At 73.1% G+C, this 16,367-nt stretch carries 15 protein-coding genes; 10 read left to right on the top strand and 5 right to left on the bottom strand.

Going from position 1 to position 16,367, the window contains the following annotated elements; all coding sequences use genetic code 11:
* The first annotated feature begins 28 nt into the window (after positions 1 to 28).
* The 3 genes from ACFU3E_RS18000 (at position 29) to ACFU3E_RS17990 (ending at position 3,734) form a co-directional block, all read left to right on the top strand.
* A complete protein-coding gene (locus ACFU3E_RS18000) occupies positions 29 to 1,489 on the top strand; it encodes an APC family permease (protein WP_384158523.1) in 1,461 nt (486 codons plus the stop codon).
* Between the two features lie 62 nt (positions 1,490 to 1,551).
* Entirely contained in the window at positions 1,552 to 3,042 is a 1,491-nt protein-coding gene (locus tag ACFU3E_RS17995) for an aldehyde dehydrogenase (RefSeq protein ID WP_384158520.1), read from the top strand.
* A complete protein-coding gene (locus tag ACFU3E_RS17990; protein WP_384158517.1) occupies positions 3,039 to 3,734 on the top strand; it encodes a gamma-glutamyl-gamma-aminobutyrate hydrolase family protein in 696 nt (231 codons plus the stop codon). Before ACFU3E_RS17995 ends, ACFU3E_RS17990 begins: the two co-directional genes overlap by 4 nt.
* A gap of 14 nt (positions 3,735 to 3,748) precedes the next feature.
* On the opposite strand, the gene ACFU3E_RS17985 is transcribed toward ACFU3E_RS17990, so the two are convergent.
* Complete coding sequence (locus tag ACFU3E_RS17985; protein ID WP_384158514.1) at positions 3,749 to 4,321, bottom strand: MarR family winged helix-turn-helix transcriptional regulator; 573 nt, start codon at positions 4,319 to 4,321, stop codon at positions 3,749 to 3,751.
* Positions 4,322 to 4,425: 104 nt separating this feature from the next.
* Here ACFU3E_RS17985 and ACFU3E_RS17980 point away from each other — a divergent pair, with 104 nt between their 5' ends.
* Positions 4,426 to 5,367, top strand: coding sequence for a TIGR03619 family F420-dependent LLM class oxidoreductase (locus ACFU3E_RS17980; RefSeq protein ID WP_384158511.1), 942 nt, complete (start codon positions 4,426 to 4,428; stop codon positions 5,365 to 5,367).
* Between the two features lie 15 nt (positions 5,368 to 5,382).
* Here the strand turns inward: ACFU3E_RS17980 and ACFU3E_RS17975 are convergent, their stop codons facing one another.
* Positions 5,383 to 6,405 carry a response regulator transcription factor gene (locus tag ACFU3E_RS17975; protein WP_384158508.1) on the bottom strand — a complete coding sequence of 341 codons (1,023 nt, stop codon included), beginning with the start codon at positions 6,403 to 6,405 and terminating at the stop codon, positions 5,383 to 5,385.
* 207 nt (positions 6,406 to 6,612) lie between these two features.
* Here ACFU3E_RS17975 and ACFU3E_RS17970 point away from each other — a divergent pair, with 207 nt between their 5' ends.
* From ACFU3E_RS17970 to ACFU3E_RS17955, 4 genes are read left to right on the top strand one after another with little or no spacing between them, the layout of a single operon-like run.
* A complete protein-coding gene (locus ACFU3E_RS17970) occupies positions 6,613 to 7,623 on the top strand; it encodes a sugar ABC transporter substrate-binding protein (RefSeq protein WP_384158505.1) in 1,011 nt (336 codons plus the stop codon).
* Between the two features lie 7 nt (positions 7,624 to 7,630).
* Positions 7,631 to 9,139, top strand: coding sequence for a sugar ABC transporter ATP-binding protein (locus tag ACFU3E_RS17965; RefSeq protein WP_384158502.1), 1,509 nt, complete (start codon positions 7,631 to 7,633; stop codon positions 9,137 to 9,139).
* Entirely contained in the window at positions 9,136 to 10,119 is a 984-nt protein-coding gene (locus ACFU3E_RS17960) for an ABC transporter permease (RefSeq protein WP_384158499.1), read from the top strand. Before ACFU3E_RS17965 ends, ACFU3E_RS17960 begins: the two co-directional genes overlap by 4 nt.
* A gap of 30 nt (positions 10,120 to 10,149) precedes the next feature.
* Positions 10,150 to 11,847, top strand: coding sequence for an amidohydrolase (locus ACFU3E_RS17955; protein ID WP_384158496.1), 1,698 nt, complete (start codon positions 10,150 to 10,152; stop codon positions 11,845 to 11,847).
* 7 nt (positions 11,848 to 11,854) lie between these two features.
* Here the strand turns inward: ACFU3E_RS17955 and ACFU3E_RS17950 are convergent, their stop codons facing one another.
* From ACFU3E_RS17950 to ACFU3E_RS17940, 3 genes are read right to left on the bottom strand one after another with little or no spacing between them, the layout of a single operon-like run.
* The gene (locus tag ACFU3E_RS17950) at positions 11,855 to 12,736 is read right to left on the bottom strand and encodes a metal ABC transporter permease (protein WP_384158493.1); all 882 of its coding nucleotides are present in this window, start codon (positions 12,734 to 12,736) and stop codon (positions 11,855 to 11,857) included.
* Positions 12,733 to 13,581: a metal ABC transporter ATP-binding protein gene (locus tag ACFU3E_RS17945; protein WP_384158490.1), complete on the bottom strand. Its 849-nt coding sequence runs from the start codon at positions 13,579 to 13,581 to the stop codon at positions 12,733 to 12,735. Before ACFU3E_RS17945 ends, ACFU3E_RS17950 begins: the two co-directional genes overlap by 4 nt.
* The gene (locus tag ACFU3E_RS17940) at positions 13,578 to 14,498 is read right to left on the bottom strand and encodes a metal ABC transporter solute-binding protein, Zn/Mn family (protein ID WP_384158487.1); all 921 of its coding nucleotides are present in this window, start codon (positions 14,496 to 14,498) and stop codon (positions 13,578 to 13,580) included. Before ACFU3E_RS17940 ends, ACFU3E_RS17945 begins: the two co-directional genes overlap by 4 nt.
* A 185-nt stretch (positions 14,499 to 14,683) precedes the next feature.
* On the opposite strand from ACFU3E_RS17940, the gene ACFU3E_RS17935 reads away from it, so the two are divergent.
* The gene (locus ACFU3E_RS17935) at positions 14,684 to 15,364 is read left to right on the top strand and encodes a transcriptional regulator (RefSeq protein WP_384158484.1); all 681 of its coding nucleotides are present in this window, start codon (positions 14,684 to 14,686) and stop codon (positions 15,362 to 15,364) included.
* Positions 15,361 to 16,359 (top strand): pyridoxal-phosphate dependent enzyme, encoded by a 999-nt coding sequence (locus tag ACFU3E_RS17930; RefSeq protein WP_384158481.1) that lies wholly within the window; start codon positions 15,361 to 15,363, stop codon positions 16,357 to 16,359. The genes ACFU3E_RS17935 and ACFU3E_RS17930 overlap by 4 nt, the downstream gene beginning before the upstream one ends.
* Positions 16,360 to 16,367: the final 8 nt, after the last annotated feature.

The following is a 16,367-nucleotide window of genomic DNA, read 5'->3' as shown; positions in this document are numbered from 1 at the left end:
CCTTCCTCTCCTCTGGCAGGTGATCCGAGTGGACAGTCAGACGGTCTCCCGGCACGCGGCGAAACCGGACGCGCCCACCGCAGGCACGCTCAAGCCCAACGCCCTCGGCGTCCTGGGCATCCTCTTCTTCGTCCTGTCCGCCCAGGCCCCGCTGACCGGCATCGCCGGCGCGGCCCCCATCGCCGTGGCCCTCGGCAATGGCCCCGGTGTGCCCGCCGCCTACCTGGTGGCGGGCCTGGTGATCCTGCTGTTCTCGGTGGGCTTCGTCGCCATGGGCCGCCACGTGGTGGACGCGGGCGCCTTCTACACGTACATCGGCAAGGGCCTGGGCCGCACCACCGGCACCGGCAGCGCGGGCCTCGCGCTCTTCGCCTACTGCACCATCCAGGCCGCCATGTACGGCCTCTACGGCGCCATCGTGAGCGGCCTGGTCGCGAGCCACACCGGCCTCGACCTGCCCTGGTGGGTCTGGACGCTGGCCACCATGGCCGTGGTCCAGGCGCTCGGCGCCGCCGGGGTCGAGATGGGCGCCAAGGTGCTGGCCGTCTTCGTCCTCGCGGAGTTCAGCATCCTGTCGGTCTTCGCCCTGGTCACCCTCTTCAAGGGCGGCGGCCCCGAGGGGCTCGGTCTCGCCGACAGCTTCTCCCCGTCCGCCGCCCTGGACGGCGCCCCGGGCGTGGCCGTGATGTTCGCCGTGGCCTCCATGTTCGGCTTCGAGGCCACCGCCATCTACGGTGAGGAGGCACGCGAACCCAGAAAGACCGTGCCGCGCGCCACGTACCTCGCGGTCGCCGTCGTCACCGGCTTCTTCGCCCTGGTCTCCTGGATGATCATCTCCTCCTACGGCGCCTCCGAGGCCACCGCGGCCGCGGGCAAGGCCCTGGAGAGCGGTGACGGGGCCGGGTTCGTCTTCGCGCCCATCGCGGCGGACTTCGGCGGCTGGGTGGGCGACGTGCTGCCGGTCCTGCTCGCCACGTCCCTCTTCGCCGGCATCCTCACCTTTCACAACTCGGCCAACCGCTACCTGTTCTCCCTCGGCCGTGACCGGCTGCTGCCGCTCCGGCTGTGCCGGCTCAACCGCCGTCACGCGCCCTGGGTGGCCGGGTGCGTCCAGACGGTCCTGGCCGTCCTCCTGGTGGTGCCCTTCGCGCTGGCCGGCAAGGATCCGGTGCTGACGCTGTTCTCCTGGTGCAGCGGCGTCGCCGTTCTGGCCATGATGGTGCTGTACCTGCTGACCTCGGTGTCCGTCGTCGTCTTCTTCCGCCGCGCACGCCTCGACGCCCGCGCCTGGAACACGCTGATCGCACCCGCCCTGGGGGCGCTCGGCATCGCCGGGGCGATCTGGCTCATCCTGGCCAACTTCACCACCCTCATAGGCGGCGAACGCACCACCGCCCTGTGGCTCACGCTGTCCGTTCCGGTCGTCATGGCGCTGGGTCTGGTCGCCGCACGGGTGCGGGGCAGGGTCCTCGCGGCAGCCGACGGCTGACCGTATCCATCAGTGGCCGCGGACGGCCGTATTCATATCGTTTGAGAGCAAAGGAGTCTGCTATGCCGGCCGTCCCCCACGACGAGTGGCTGCGCCGCGCCAAAACGTTCCAGCTCTCCGGCGCCCATCACATCGACGGCGCCGAGGAGGCCGGGGGAGGGGCGACGTTCCCGGTCGTGTCCCCGCGGGACGGACGGGTCCTCGCCGAGGTCGCGGACGGCGGCGCCGCCGAGGTGGACGCGGCCGTCGCCGCCGCCCGGCGGGCCTTCGACACCGGCCCGTGGCCGCGCCTGGCACCTGCCGAGCGCGGCCGGGCCCTGGTCCGCCTCGCGGGCCTGCTCGACGAGCGGCGCGAGGAACTGGCCCTGACCGTGAGCCTGGAGACGGGCAAACCGATCGCGGACGCGTACGGCATCGAACTGCGCGCCCTCATCGGCACGTTCCGCTGGTACGGCCAGCTCGCGGACAAGCTCACCGACGAGTCACCGCACACCGCCCCGGACTCCCTCGCCCTGGTCACCAGGGAACCCGCCGGGGTGGTCGGGGCGGTGGTCCCCTGGAACTTCCCGCTGACTCTGGCCGGCTGGAAGGTCGCCCCGGCCCTGGCGGCCGGCTGCACGGTCGTCCTCAAGCCCTCGGAGAACTCCCCGCTCTCCGCCCTGCTCCTCGGGCGCCTCGCCACCGAGGCCGGCATCCCACCCGGCGTGCTCAACGTCGTCACCGGCGACGGGCCCACGGCGGGCCGCGCCCTCGGCCTCCACCCCGGCGTCGACGTCCTGGCGTTCACCGGCTCCACCGCCGTCGGCCGCCACTTCCTGCGCTACGCCGCCGACTCCAACCTCAAGCGCGTGTGGCTGGAGCTCGGCGGCAAGTCGCCCAACATCGTCCTGCCCGACGCCCCCGACCTCGACAAGGCCGCCGCCACCGCCGCCTGGGGCATCTTCTTCAACCAGGGCGAGATGTGCACGGCCCCCTCCCGGCTCCTGGTGCACTCCTCGATCGCCGAGCGGGTCACCGAGGCCGTGGTCCGGCGGGCCCGTGACCTGAGGGTGGGCGACCCGCTCGACCCGGAGACGGAGATGGGCGCACTCGTCGGGCGCGAGCACCTGGACCGCGTACGCGAGCACATCCGGCAGGGCGTCGACGACGGCGCCCGCCTGCGCACCGGCGGCGACCGGGTCCTCGCCGAGACGGGCGGGACGTACCTGGAGCCGACCGTCTTCGACCGCGTGGACCCGGGGTCGCGACTGGCGCGGGAGGAGATCTTCGGCCCCGTCCTGTCGGTGCTCGCCTTCGACGACCTCGACGAGGCGGTCCGGCTGGCCAACGCCACCGAGTACGGCCTCGCCGCCGGGCTGTGGACCTCCGACCTGTCCACCGCCCACCGGGTCTCGCGCGCCCTGAAAGCCGGAACGGTCTGGGTCAACTGCTACGAGGAGGGCGACCTCACCGTGCCCTTCGGGGGTATGAAGCAGTCGGGCAACGGGCGCGACAAGTCCGTCCACGCGCTGGAGAAGTACACCGAGCTCAAGACCACCTGGATCCAGCTGTGACCCGCCCCCTGATAGCGGTCCCCGCCCGCTTCTCGGCCACGACCTCCGCACTCCGGTACGCCGCGGAGGTCAACGCCCGCGCCCTGCTCGAGGCCGTCTGGCGGGCCGGTGGCGAACCGGTGAGCATCCACCCGGCGGACAGCGGGACCGGCGCCCGGCTCGCCCGCTTCGACGGCGTCCTGCTCCCCGGCGGCGGCGACCTCGCCCCCTCCCGCTACGGCGCCACCGGCACCCACGACACCGTCTACGACGTCGACACGCTCCAGGACACCTTCGACCTCGACGTCGCCCGGCACGCCCTGGACTCGGGCCTGCCCCTGCTCGCCGTCTGCCGTGGCCTCCAGGTCGTCGACGTGGCCCTCGGCGGCACCCTGGAGCAGGACATGGGCGGCCCGGAACGGGAACACCGGCACCTCGTCCACCCCGTCACCCTGGAGCCGGACTCGCTCGTCGCGCGGGCCACGGGCGCCGAGAAGGCCGACGCGTCCTGCTATCACCACCAGCGCGTCGACCGCCTCGGCACGGGCCTCCGCGTCACGGCGCGGGCGGCCGACGGCACGATCGAGGCCCTCGAACTCCCGGGCGCCCACGGCTGGTTCACGGCCGTCCAGTGGCACCCGGAGGACACCGCGCACGAGGACCCAGCCCAGCAGGGCCTGTTCGACGCGTTCGTGCGGGCCGCGACCCGGTGAGGCCGCGGCAGGCATCAGGCCCGGGGCCGCCGCCCGCTGCGGCGCCGGGCGGGCTCGGCGCCGTCGAGCAGCGACTGCCGCCGCTCCTCACCGTGCTCCTCCACCTGGAGCACCACGCTGCGCAGCCCCTCCGCGAGGCTGCGGCACTCCGCGTCACTGAGCCCGGCGGTGACGAAGGCCTCCTCCTCGTTGAACGCCGGGAACACCCGCGCCATGAACTCCTCGCCCTCGGCGGTGAGGCGCAGCAGCACCAGGCGCCCGTCGCTGGGGTGACCGTCCCGCCGCAGCAGGCCCCGGGACTCCAGCGTGCGCACCACACCCGTCAGCGTGCCCTTGGAGATCCCCGCCTCCTCCGCCACGTGCCGGGTCTCCGACTCGCCCCACACCCAGACCACCCACAGCACCACGAATGCCGTCCAGGTCAGGTCGGAGCCGCGCAGCACCGAGTTCTCCAGGTGCTGCCGCACCGCGGACGCGGCCCGGTAGATGTTCGCCACCGCCGCCATCTGCTCCCGGCGGATCGGAATGCCGCCGAGCTTCGCCGCGGCGAGCTTCTCGGCTTCGGTGATGGATCGGTGCCCCGGCACGGGCGGCTCCTTCGTCTGGTCGCGAAGCGTCACACATGGGCGGCCCAGCCTCGCCGCCCGATCGTTCGGACTCAAATTGTACGAAGCGAAAGGGAATCCCCGTCATGCCCACCCCACCCCGTATGCTCCTCGTCCTCAGCGAGAACTGGACCCTGACCGGCGGCCGGGCCGATCTGCCCGCCGCCGTCCGCTGGGCCCGCGAGGCCGAGGACGCCGGTTTTGACGCCGTCATGGTCAGCGAGCACATCGTCCTCGGCCCCGACGCGGCGGCCGCCGGCATCATGGGCAACCCCCGCGACTACGCCCTCCCGGGCAACCAGGACCCGCACACCCCCTGGCCGAACTCGCTGCTGCTGCTCGCCGCCATCGCCTCCGTCACCTCCCGGCTGCGCCTGGCCGCGGCGGCCGTCCTCGCCCCGCTGCGCCACCCCCTGCTGCTCGCCCGTGAACTCGGCACCCTCGACCTGATCAGCGAAGGGCGTCTCGTCGTGCAGCCCACGGTCAGCTGGAGCAAGGACGAGTACGACGCCCTCGGCGTGCCGTTCGCCCGGCGCGGGCGGCTGCTCGACGAGCACCTGGAGGTGTGGGCGAAGGCCTGGGGCCCGTCCCCGTTCTCCCACGACGGGCCGCACTACCCCTTCCAGGACGTCTACTTCGAGCCCAAGGCCCACCGTCCGGACGGTCCCCGGCTCTGGTTCGGCGGCCAGCGCCTGCACGGCCCCGTCCTGCGCCGCCTCGTCCGGTACGGCCACGGCTTCCACCCGCTGGGGCAACCCACGCCCGAGGACCTCCGGGCGCTCAAGGAGGCGATGGCCGAGGCGGGGCGGGACAGCGCGGACCTGGAGATGATCGGCGGCACCCGGGCCGTCTTCCCCGACGACCGCTCCCCGGCGGACCTCGGCGCGGCGCTCTCCGTGATCCCGGAGCAACGGGAGCAGGGCTTCACGACGTTCTGCGTCAAGCCGAACCAGTTCATCGACGACCCCGACGGGGTGGGGGAGTTCTGCCGTGAGGTCATGCGGCGGGTCGAGGCCCTGACGTCCTGACCGTCCCGGCCCGGATCACCGCTCGACGAACCGTGCCAGGTGATCCGGGTCCGGCCGAAGCAGCCCGTCCCGCACCGCCAGCGCGGTGGCCTCCGCCCGGGAGGCGCAGCCGGTCTTGCGCAGCAGATGCTCGACATGGCTGTGCACGGTCCGCGGGGACAGGAACAGCGCCTGCGCGATGGCCTGGTTGGTCTGCCCCGTGGCCGCCCGGGTGAGCACCTCCAGCTCCCGGGGACTCAGCCCGAACGGCAGTTCCGTGGGCGTCTCGTGCACCAGCACCGCGTCCGCCGCCAGGCCGGGCCCGGCGGGGTGCCGGTGCAGGACGAGCCGCCGCCAGCCTCCGCCGGCCGGCCACAGCAGCCGCAGCCGCCGCCCGTCCGTAGCGGTGAAGGCGTGCAGCAGCGCACCGAACCCGCCGTCCTCCCGCAGTACCCGGGGCCGGTCGCGGCCGGGCAGGTCGATCACCGAGCCGTCGCCGGTGACGAGACTCGCCGCGTCCGTCTCCGCCAGACCGTGCAGATCACCGGCGTGCGCCAGCGGGTCGGCGAGAGCGGCCAGGGCGGGGATGACCGAGGCGAGCAACCGGCGGGCGTCGGTGTCGTAGGCGTCCGCGCTCTCGGTGGAGAGATGGACCAGGCCCACCATCCGGCCCCGGTGCCGCAGCGCCCCTGTGACCCCGTCCCGGAAACCGGCCGGGCGGACCCGCTCGGCGTAGAACCAGCCGTGTCGGAAGCGAGGACCGGCGTCCTCGGCGTCCTCCGAGATCGACGGCGGCAGTTCCCGCCGTACGACGTTGCGGTACCACGGTGTCGCGATGAACTCCCCGGCCATGGCCTGCGAGGCAGCCGCGGTGTAGCCGATGCTCGCGACCTGGACGTGGGATCCGGTCAGCGGGTCGATCGTGAGCAGGGTGGCCGCGTCCAGCGGCAGGGCACGGGCCAGTTCGCGCAGGGCCTGCGCCGAGGCCGACGTGGTGTCGCGCTCGCGGGTGAGCATGCCGATACGGGCGGCCGCCGCGATCTGGTGGTGGCTGGGCATGGCGAGCCTCCGGGCGGCTCGTGCAGCAATGTCGTTTGAGGCCTAACGATAGGGCTCCCGGTCGTGTCCGGCAAGGCGTCCGCCGGAGTCCGGCCGCACCCGCAGTCGGTATTTGTACGGATGGTGCGGCTGGCCCGGCGGGTCTTTCCTGTTCGGCACAGCCGGACGCCCGCTCCAGTCGGGCCCGCCCATCGGAGAGCCCTCGCCATGACCCCAGCCCCGTACACCGCCTCGCGCAGACACTTCCTCGCCCTGTCCGCCGCCTCCGCCCTGGCGGCCGCCGGATGCTCGGCCCCGCAGAACTCGGCCGCCTCGGCCAAGCCGTCGTCCTCCGGCGGAACCCCGCTGACGAAGATCGGCCTCGACTACCCCTTCACCCAGCTCCCGCTCTACTCGACCCTGGTGAAACTCTCCACGGCCCAGGCCGAGCGGCACGGCATCTCCCTGCTGACGACGAGCGACAACGCCAGTGCCGACACCCAGGCGAGCAACCTCAACACCTGGGTCGCCCGCAAGGTCCCGGCGATCGTGTCCTTCCCGATGGTCTTCGAGGCCGCCGAGCCCCTCGCCAAGGCGGCCCTCGACGCCGGCCTGATCTGGGTGACCTACGGGGGCTCCCTGCAGCACCAGAGCGCCGACATCCAGTTCAGCTTCCGCGAGGGCGGCACCCTGCTCGGCGAGGCGGCGGCGAAGTGGGCCCAGGAGCACCTCGGCGGCAAGGGCAAGATCGCCTTCCTCACCGACAGCGCCATCGAACTGGGCCGCGAACGCACCAAGGGCATGATCGACGCCTTCACCAAGGCGGCACCCGGCGTCGACGTGGTCGCCCGTGAGCAGGCCATCGACCCGGACACCGGCCTGACGAAGACGAAGGCGATCCTCGCCAAGCACCCCGACCTCAACCTCGTCCTCGGCGTCACCGACGCCGCCGCCTACGGCGGATTCAAGGCCCTCCAGCAGGCGGGCCGCGCGAAGGACGACGCCAGGACCTTCGTCGGTGGCCAGGACGGCGCCGCGCCCTCCCTCCTCGCCGTCAAACAGGGCACCTTCTACCGGGCCTCCGCCGCCCTCGCCCCCAAGGACATCGCGGCGGCCATCGTCGACGTGCCGCGCGCGGTCGCGGCGGGCCGGGCGAACCCGAGCGTCCAGGTACCCGTCACCCTCGTCCAGCGCGCCGACACCGCCCGGATCGACGCCCTGCTCGCCCAGAACGCCTAGGCCGGCTATGACGACCACGAACCTCCGCATCCGCGGCCTGGCGAAGTCCTTCGGCGGCGTCAGGGCCCTCGACGGCGTGGACCTCACCGTCCCCGCCGGCCAGGTGCACGCCCTGCTCGGCCACAACGGCGCCGGCAAGTCCACCCTCATCAAGTGCCTGGGCGGCGCCTACCCGCCCGACGCCGGCACGATCGAAGTCGGCGGGACGTCGTACACCCGGCTCACCCCACGGGAGTCCATCGCGTCCGGCGTGGCGATCATCTTCCAGACGCTCAGCGTGGTCGACGCTCTGACCGTGGCGGAGAACATCTTCCTCGGCCAGGAGTGGACCCGGCACGGCCGCATCGACCGGCGCGCCCAGGAGCAGGTCGCCGCCGGGCTGCTGGAGCGGGTGGCCGCGAAGTGCTCCCCGCGCGACCGCGTGGGCGATCTGCCCATGGGCCAGCGCCAGTTGGTGGAGATCGCCAAGGCCCTCAGCCGCAGCGCCTCGGTCCTGGTCCTCGACGAACCGACGGCCGCCCTGTCCGGCGCGGAGACCGATGCCCTGTCGGAACGCGTCGAGGACCTGCGCACCCAGGGGCTCGCCATCGTCTACGTCACCCACCTCCTGGGCGAGGTGGAACGGCTGGCGGACGCGGTGACCGTGCTGCGCGACGGCCGGGTGGCCCACCACACGACGGTGGCGGGGCAGACGCGGCGGGAACTGGTGGAGGCGGTCGCGGGACGCCCGGCGGAGACCGTGCGGACATCGCGGCGACCTCCCACGCCACCCCGCCTCGTCGCCGAAGCCCTGCGGGGTCCCGGATTCGGGCCCGTCGACCTCACCGTCGCCACCGGCGAGCGCGTCGGCCTGTTCGGGCTCATCGGCTCGGGCCGCACCCGCATCCTGGAGACCCTCTACGGCAGGCGCCGCGCCACCACCGGCGCGATCCGGGTCGGCGACCGCACCGTCACCCCCGCCCGCCCGGCCGACGCGCTCGCCGCCGGGATCGCGCTCGTACCGGCGGACCGGCGGGCCCAGGGCCTGTTCCCGTCGATGACCGCGCAGGACAACGCGCTGCTCCCCTCCGTCCAGCCCCTGTCCCGCTGCGGGGTGCGGGCGATGCGCTCGGAGCGGCGGGTGTTCGGCGCGCTGGCCGCGGCGGTCGGGCTGCGCCCGGCCCGCCCCGGACTGCCGGCGGGCGCGTTCTCCGGCGGCAACCAGCAGAAGCTCGTCCTCGGCCGGTGGATCAACGAGGCCCGGCACGTGGACGTGCTGCTGCTGGACGAGCCGACGCAGGGCGTCGACGTGGGTGCGCGGCAGGAGATCTACCGGGTGGTGTCCACCCTCGCCGAAGAACGCGGTACCGCCGTGCTCTTCGCCTCCGGCGACCCCGAGGAGATCGTGGCGCTCGCCGACCGCTGCCTGATCGTCGCCGGGGGACGGATCACCGGCGAACTCTCCGGCGCCGAACTCACCGAACAGGCCCTGCTGTCGGCCGTTCACGACCCCCTGACCGCCGAAGGAGCAGCATGACCACCGCCGACCCGGTCCTTCCCCGGCCCCGCCAGATCACCATGGGCGGGCTCGCCACCGTGCGCCGCAACCCGCTCCTCGTCGTGCTCACCGCGATGGTGCTGGTCTTCCAGCTGACCACGGGCAGCTTCCTCGCCCCCGCGAACCTCAGCGGCATCGCCACCGACGCCGCGGCCCTGGCCATCGTCGCCGTCCCGCTGGCCCTGCTCGTCATCAGCGGCTACCTCGACCTGTCGGTCGGCTCCACGCTCGCCCTCGGCGGGCTGGTCGCGGGCTGGCTGGCCGGGCAGCACCACCAGTCGCCCGCCGTCGCCCTGCTCGGGGCGCTCGCCGCCGGGGCCTTGGTGGGGGCGGTCAACGGCGTCCTGTGCTGCTATTTCGGCCTCTCCGCGTTCATCGTCACCCTCGGCATGCTGACCGCCGTACGCGGTCTGGCACAGCAGTTGTTCCCGTTGCCGCTGAGCGGCTTCGGCTCCGGGTTCGCCTGGATCGGAGGGGCCCGCATAGCGGGGATCGCCGCACCGGTCGTGATCGCGGGGCTCGTGCTGACCGCGGGCGCCCTGTTCCTGGCGGTCACGCCCGCCGGACGGCACGTCTTCGCCATCGGCGTCAACCGGGAGGCCGCCCACCTCTCCGGCATCCACGTCCGCCGCACCCCGTTCGCGCTGTTCGTCGCCACCGGCGTCGCCGCCGCCCTGGCCGGGGCCATCAAGGCGTCGGTGCTGGACAGCGTGGTGGCCGGCACCTCCGGCGCCGGGTTCGAACTGACCGTGCTCACCGCGGTGCTGCTCGGCGGTGTCGCTCTCACCGGCGGCTCCGGCTCCATCCTCGGCGTCCTGCTGGGCGTGCTCTTCCTCGGCGGCCTGCAGAACGGCCTGACCCTGCTGAACGTGCCGACGTTCTGGCAGCAGATGGCCCAGGGCACCGCGCTGGTGGCCGGCGCGGCCCTGGCCTACTTCGCACCCCGCACCGGGCGCTGACCCGCCCTCCTCCCCGAAATGAGGTCATCCGTGAGCGACACCGCTCCCACCCTCGTCCTGACCGGTGGTCAGGTCCTCACCGTCGACGCCGGGTTCACCGTCGCCGAGGGCGTGGCCGTGCGCGGCAGGGACATCCTGGCCGTCGGCAGCGACGCGGAGATGCGCGCCCTGGCCGGGCCCGGCACCCGGATCGTCGAGCTGGGCGGCCGGACCGTGCTGCCCGGCATCAACGACTCACATCTGCACGGGGCCGCCTACGGCATGACGAAGCCTCCCTTCGCCATCGACGTCGGCCACCCGGCGGTGGGTTCCATCGCCGACATCGCCGCGGCGGTGGGCCGGGCAGCCGGGGAGGCACCCGCCGGTGCGTGGATCATCGGCCTGGGCTGGGACCCCGGCTACCTCGCCGAGTGCCTGGCCGACCCGGGCCGCTTCCCGCACCGGCGGGATCTGGACGCGGTCGCCCCGGACCACCCGGTCTGCCTGACCGACTTCTCCTCGCACATGGTGTGGGCCAACTCCGAGGCCCTGCGCCGCTGCGGCGTCGACGCGGACACCCCGGCCCCGCCCGGCGGTGTCATCGACCACGACCCCGACGGCCGGCCCACCGGCATCCTGCGGGAGGCCGCCGGGCGGCTCGTCCAGGCCGCACTCCCCGCCCCCACCCCCGCCCAGCGCCGTCAGGCCATCCAGGGCGTGATCCGCGAACTGCACTCCCGGGGCATCACCAGCTACACCGAGCCGGGCCTCGGCCCCGGCGGCGCCGACACCCTCTTCGGCGGCCTGAGCACCGACAACTGGACCGCCTACGCCGAACTCGCCGCGAGCGGTGACCTCCAGGCCCGGGTCAGCGTCCTGCTCCTGCCCGCGCCCATGGGCGGCTCGGCCGACGACGTCCGCGAGGGCCTGGCCCAGCTGCGCCGTCCAGAGTCGGCCGACCCCCGGCTGCTGCGGGCCATCGGCGTCAAGATCTTCGCCGACGGTGTGCCGCCCAACCGCACGGCGTGGATGAGCGAGCCGTACCCGGAGGGCGGCCACGGCGCCCTGTGCGTGCACGGCGATTCGCCCGCGCTCCAGGTGCACGAGCTGCGCGAGATGATCCGGCTCGCCCACGAGGCCGGCTTCCAGCTCGGCGTGCACGTCACCGGCGACCGGGCCATCGACCTCGTGGTGGACGCCTTCGTCGCCGCGAACACGGCCGTACCCCGCCCCGACGCCCGCCACTACGTCATCCACGGCGACTTCATCAGCCCCGGCAGCCTGGCGAGGCTCGCCGCGCACGGCTACGGCGTCAACATGAACCCCGCCATCAAGTGGACCATCTCCGACCTGATGGACGAGGTCGTGGGCCCCGAACGCTCCGCCTACCAGTGGCCGGTGCGCTCCGCGCTGGACGCCGGGGTACGGGTCTGCGCCAGTTCCGACGCTCCCATCACCGAGCCCGACTGGCGCCAGGGCGTGGCCTCGATGATGCTGCGCGAGTCCAAGGCCAGCGGCCGCCCCAGCGGCCCCGAGCAGTGCGTACCCCTCGCCGACGCCCTGCGCGCCTACACGGCCACCCCGGCCTGGCAGGACTTCGCCGACGACTGGAAGGGCACCGTCGAACCGGGCAGGGCGGCCGACCTGTGCGTCCTGGACCGGCCGCTGCTGGACCTCGACCCGCACGAGATCACGGACGTGCGGGTGGACCTCACGGTCTTCGACGGGCGGGTGGTCTTCGAACGGTGAGGCACGGTCAGGCCGCCCGCGGTGCCGTCCGCCGCAGATCCCACCGCCGGTTCCGGTACCGGCCGGCCAGCCGGCACACCGCGTAGATCGTGAACGAGATCGTCGTGACGTAGGGGCTGATGGGGATGCTGCTGCCCAGGGCGAGCAGGATGCCGCCCTCGATCGAGGCCACGGCGAACACGACGCTCAGAAGGGGCAGCAGCACCGGCGACGCGGCGACACGGGCGGCCGCCGCGGCCGGCGTGACGACCAGGGAGAGCACCAGCAGCGCGCCGACGATCTGCACCGACAGGGCGACCGCGAGCCCGAGCACCAGCATGAACGCCAAGGACAGCCCCCGGACCGGCACCCCGCGGGCCTCCGCCACGTCCGGGTCGGTGCTGGCGAAGGCGAGCGGACGCCACATGACCGCGAGGGCCACCAGCACCAGCGCGGACGTACCGAGCAGCCACGACATCTGCGGGGTGTCCACGGCGACGATCTGCCCGGTCAGCAGCCCGAACTTGTTGGCCGCCCGGCCCTTGTACAGGGCGAGGAAGAGCACGCCGAGTCCCAGGCCGAACGGCATGATGATGCCGATCACCGAGTTGCGGTCCCGGGCCCGCGTCCCCAGCACACCGATGGCGCCGGCCGCGAGAAGCGAACCGGCGATCGAGCCCGCCACGATGTTCGCCCCCAGCAGCAGAGCGGCCGAGGCGCCCGCGAAGGACAGCTCGCTGATGCCGTGCACCGCGAACGGCAGGTCCCGCATCAGCACGAACACCCCGGCCAGCCCGCCCACGAGCCCGAGTGCCACACCGGCGATGAGGGAGTTGCGGACCAGGGACAGGAGCGCGCCGTAGTCGGTGAAGTCGAAGATCTGGTGCCAGATCCCGTCGGCGAGCGTCATGCGCGCACTCCGTCCGTCTCGTCAACCCGCTCGGGATGGTGCGGCGGGGCGGCCGTCTCGTCGGGTGCTCCGGCGACCATCACCCGGCCCCGCACGCGGACCACATCGACCCGCGTGCCGTAGAGCCGGGACAGCGATTCGGAGGTCAGCACCTCGTCGGGGGTGCCGATCCGGTGGCCGCCGCGGGCCAGGTACAGCACCCGGTCGACCAGGCCGAGCACCGGGTTGATCTCGTGCGTCACGAACACCACCGCCGTGCCGTGGGAGCGGCGCCGGGCGTCGATCATCTCGGTGACGGCCCGCTGGTGGTGGAGATCGAGCGACAGCAGCGGCTCGTCGCACAGCAGGATGCGCGGATCGGTCGCGAGAGCCTGCCCGATGCGCACGCGCTGCCGTTCGCCGCCGGACAGCATCCCGAGCGGGACGTCGGCGTAGGCCGTGGCCCCGACCGACTCGAGGATCTCGTCCACCCGGCGGCGGATCCCGGCTTCGCGCAGCCGTGGGCCGAATCGGTGCCCGTCGATGCCGAAGCGCACCAGGTCCCGGGCGCGCAGCATGGCCTGCGCGGACAGCGCCGCCTGCTGCGGTACGTAGCCGATGTGCCGGGCGGCCTCGCGCGCCGGCCGGCCGAGGACCGTCAGCGTCCCGGCGGACAGCGGCCGGCGGCCCAGCAGCGCCCGCACGAAACTGGTCTTGCCGGCCCCGTTCGGGCCCAGCACGGCCAGGAACTCCCCGGGCGCCACGTCGAGGTCGAGTCCACTCCACACCTCGCGGTCGCCGTAGGACAGGGCCGCTTCGCGCAGGCTGACGGCTGGTGCCGCGTCCGGCCGGGGTGCCGGGGTCACGTGGCCAGCGCGCCCGCGAGCGCGTCCACGTTGGCGGTCATCCAGCCGAGGTAGTCCTTGCCCTTCGGCAGGGTCTCGGTGACGGGCACGACGGGGATGCCGGCGGCCTTGGCCGCCGCTTCGGCCTTCTCCGTCTGCGGGCCGGAGGTCTGCTCGTTGTAGACGAGTGCCTCGACCTTCCTGCCGCTGAACAGCGCCAGGTTCTCCTGGAGGACGCGCGGGGAGACGTCGTCGCCCTCCTCGATGGCCTCGCTGAACGCCGGGGGCGTCTTGTCGACCAGGCCGCTCGCCTCGGTCATGTACAGCGGCACGGGCTCGGTGATCGCCACTCCCTCGCCGCCGTGCTCCTTCTTGATCCGCGCCTCTTTCGCCTCCAGCGGCGCGAGCTTCGCCTTGAAGGCGGCGGCGTTCTTCCTGAAGGCGGCCGCGTGACCCGGGTCGGCCTGCGCGAGGGCCGCGGATATCCGGTCGGCGAGCTTGGCGACGGTGGGGAAGTCGTACCAGACATGCTCGTTGAGCTCCCCGCCCTCGGGCGCGGCCTTGCCGGACACCTCGACCGCGTTGATCACCGCGGCGGAGTCGTCGTGTCCGCTCTTCAGCATGCGGTCGACGAAGTCGTCGTAGCCACCGCCGTTCTCGACGACGACCTTCGCCCTGGACAGGGCCAGCTGGTTCTGCGGGGCGGCCTCGTAGGAGTGCGGGTCCTGGTCGGGGTCGCTGATGAGCGAGGTGACGTCGACTCTGTCGCCGCCCACCCGCCGGACGATGTCGCCGTAGACGTTCGTGGAGGCCACCACCGCCACACGGTCCGACGTGTTCGTGCCGTCGGCGGAGTCCGGCGAGCTGCCGCAGCCCGCGAGCAGGGCCAGTGACGCGCTGGTCAGCAGCGCCAGGCGGCGGGACGTGGACAGGGACATGGTTCCTCCAGGACGGATGCACGGGGGTACTGGCAGCCGCCACGCTAGATGGGAATGAATGTCAAGTGCGGGTTCCGGCCGAAGTCATGTGAAAACCATTGCCAAGTGTTGAGGATGTCCTGGACTGACTATCCAAGAGCTGGACATGTGGTCTAAAGTGAAGGGGTGAAGTGAGAGGAGACGGGATGGCACCAGAGCTGGACGCCGAACGGAACGCGATCCTCGCCGCGCTGACGCCGGTCGTCGACGGGATCGCCGCGACCTTCGGACCGGTCTGTGAGGTCGTGCTGCACGACTACCGGAACCCGGAGAAGTCGGTGGTCGCCGTGGCCGGTTCCGTGACCGGGCGCTCGGTGGGCGGGGCGATGAGCGAGATCGGCATGCGCGTCCTCGCGGGCGGTGACGGGGCCGCCGACGAACTCAACTACGTCACCCGCACCCGGAACGGCACGCTGGTGAAGTCCTCCACGATGGTGCTCCGGGACTCCGAAGGAGCCGTCTTCGGCGCCCTCTGCGTCAACGTCGACGTCGGCGCCGTCGACCAGGTGCACCGGCTGCTCGGCGCGCTGGCCGGGTCCGGCGCCGCCGCGGTGGAGCTGCCGACCACCACCTTCGGCAACGACATCGACTCCGTGGTCGACGCCCTCGTCGACGCCCACCAGTCGAAACAGCGGGGGAGCTGGGCGGAACTGGACCGCGCGGAACGCCTGGAGCTGTTCGGCGGACTGGACACCCGTGGCGTCTTCGCCGTACGCGGAGCCGTCGAGCAGGTCGCCGCCCGGCTCGGCATCTCCCGCGCCTCCGCCTACAACTACCTGTCCCGTGCCAGGGCCGCCCACGACACTGCCAACGGAGGATCCGCGTGACGACCACCACCCCGCCGGTCACCCTCGACGACGTCCGGGACGCCGCAGCCCGCCTCGAGGGCGTCGCCCACCGCACGCCCGTGCTGCGCTCCCGCACGCTCGACGCGCTCGTCGGCGCCGAGGTCCACCTCAAGTGCGAGAACTTCCAGCGTGTGGGTGCCTTCAAGTTCCGCGGCGCCTACAACGCCGCCTCCCGGCTCACCCCTGAGCAGCTGTCCCGCGGCATCGCCGCCTACTCCTCCGGCAACCACGCGCAGGCCGTCGCCCTGGCCGCGCGTGAGCTCGGCACCACCGCGGTGATCGTCATGCCCGAGGACGCCCCGCCGTCGAAGCGGGCGGCCACCGCCGGCTACGGCGCCGAGATCGTCACGTACGACCGCTACACCGGCGACCGCGTCGCCATCGCCGAGGCCCTGGCCGCCGAGCGGGGCCTGACGGTCATCCCGCCCTACGAGCACCCGCACGTCATCGCGGGGCAGGGCACGGCCGCTCTCGAACTCCTCGAGGAAGCGGGGGAACTGGGGGCTCTGCTGACGCCGGTCGGCGGCGGCGGGCTCATGGCCGGCAGCGCCACGGCGGCCAAGGGCCTGCACCCGGGCATCCGGATGATCGGTGTCGAGCCGGAGGCCGGGGACGACACCAGGCGCTCCCTGGCGGCGGGGCGGCGCGTCAGCATCCCCGTCCCGCACACGATCGCCGACGGCCAGGCCCTGCACACGCCCGGCGAGCTGACCTTCTCGATGAACCGCGCACTCCTCGACGACGTCGTCCTGGTCTCCGACGGCGAGATCCGGGACGCGATGCGGTTCGCCTTCGAACGCCTGAAGATCGTCATCGAGCCCAGCGGCGCCACTCCGCTGGCCGCCCTGCTCACCGGCCGCGCGGGCCCTCTCCCGGGGCGCGTCGGCGTGATCATCTCCGGCGGCAACATCGACGCCGAGCGCTTCGCGGGGCTCTGCGGCCCCGCCGCCCCCGGAATGGCGTCGCCCGCTTGACGGACGGA

Source organism: Streptomyces sp. NPDC057424 (assembly GCF_042803315.1).
Taxonomy (GTDB): Bacteria; Actinomycetota; Actinomycetes; order Streptomycetales; family Streptomycetaceae; genus Streptomyces.
This window is presented reverse-complemented; position numbering and strand designations above follow the sequence as displayed.

Bases quoted from the DNA above. Each gene is read 5' to 3' on its own strand.
- ACFU3E_RS17970 (WP_384158505.1), top strand. From the start codon at position 6,613: ATGACCCCAGCCCCGTACACCGCCTCGCGCAGACACTTCCTCGCCCTG.
- ACFU3E_RS17950 (WP_384158493.1), bottom strand. From the start codon at position 12,736: ATGACGCTCGCCGACGGGATCTGGCACCAGATCTTCGACTTCACCGAC.
- ACFU3E_RS17940 (WP_384158487.1), bottom strand. From the start codon at position 14,498: ATGTCCCTGTCCACGTCCCGCCGCCTGGCGCTGCTGACCAGCGCGTCA.
- ACFU3E_RS17980 (WP_384158511.1), top strand. From the start codon at position 4,426: ATGCCCACCCCACCCCGTATGCTCCTCGTCCTCAGCGAGAACTGGACC.
- ACFU3E_RS17960 (WP_384158499.1), top strand. From the start codon at position 9,136: ATGACCACCGCCGACCCGGTCCTTCCCCGGCCCCGCCAGATCACCATG.
- ACFU3E_RS17995 (WP_384158520.1), top strand. From the start codon at position 1,552: ATGCCGGCCGTCCCCCACGACGAGTGGCTGCGCCGCGCCAAAACGTTC.
- ACFU3E_RS17935 (WP_384158484.1), top strand. From the start codon at position 14,684: ATGGCACCAGAGCTGGACGCCGAACGGAACGCGATCCTCGCCGCGCTG.
- ACFU3E_RS17965 (WP_384158502.1), top strand. From the start codon at position 7,631: ATGACGACCACGAACCTCCGCATCCGCGGCCTGGCGAAGTCCTTCGGC.
- ACFU3E_RS17975 (WP_384158508.1), bottom strand. From the start codon at position 6,405: ATGCCCAGCCACCACCAGATCGCGGCGGCCGCCCGTATCGGCATGCTC.